Origin of the sequence: Micromonospora endophytica, assembly GCF_003236305.1 — a bacterium.
Classification (GTDB): Bacteria; Actinomycetota; Actinomycetes; order Mycobacteriales; family Micromonosporaceae; genus Micromonospora; species Micromonospora endophytica.
The window spans coordinates 1-429 of record NZ_POTX01000539.1; the positions used below are offsets into that span (position 1 = coordinate 1).

Here is a 429-nt window from a genome sequence, read left to right on the forward strand (position 1 = left end):
CTGTCGACCAGCCTGGCCGGCCTGCCGGGCATGAGCGTGCCGGCCGGTTTTGGCGCCAACGGTCTGCCGGTTGGCTTGCAGATCATCGGCAACTATTTTGAAGAGGCACGCATGCTGCAGATTGCGCATGCGTTCCAGCAGGCGACCGACTGGCACCACCGCCAGCCGGCGGCTTGAGGCCCGTACAGACGTATCCGCTCCATGCAGGAGGCACGCATGAACCACTGCATCCGCACTGCACTCGGGCTGGCGCTTGCCGCCGGCCTGCTGGCGGCGTGCGTGCCGATTCCGCTGCCGTCGATTCCGGGCATCAGCCGCCCGACGACCAAGCCGCCGCCGATTTCCGACCGCCGCATCGACGTCAACGGCTACTGCAGCCAGACCGAAGAAGACGGTTTCCGCGAGCAGGCGACGCTTACGGTGGCCGAC

The 429-nt window shown here is 67.1% G+C and carries 2 protein-coding genes; both read left to right on the forward strand.

What is annotated here, in order from left to right; translation table 11 throughout:
* Window positions 1-21: 21 nt before the first annotated feature.
* Complete coding sequence (locus C1I93_RS33445) at window positions 22-177, forward strand: hypothetical protein (RefSeq protein ID WP_498070751.1); 156 nt, start codon at window positions 22-24, stop codon at window positions 175-177.
* Window positions 178-216: 39 nt separating this feature from the next.
* Window positions 217-429 (forward strand): hypothetical protein (locus C1I93_RS33450; RefSeq protein ID WP_220039626.1); only part of this gene is annotated, 213 nt, incomplete at its 3' end.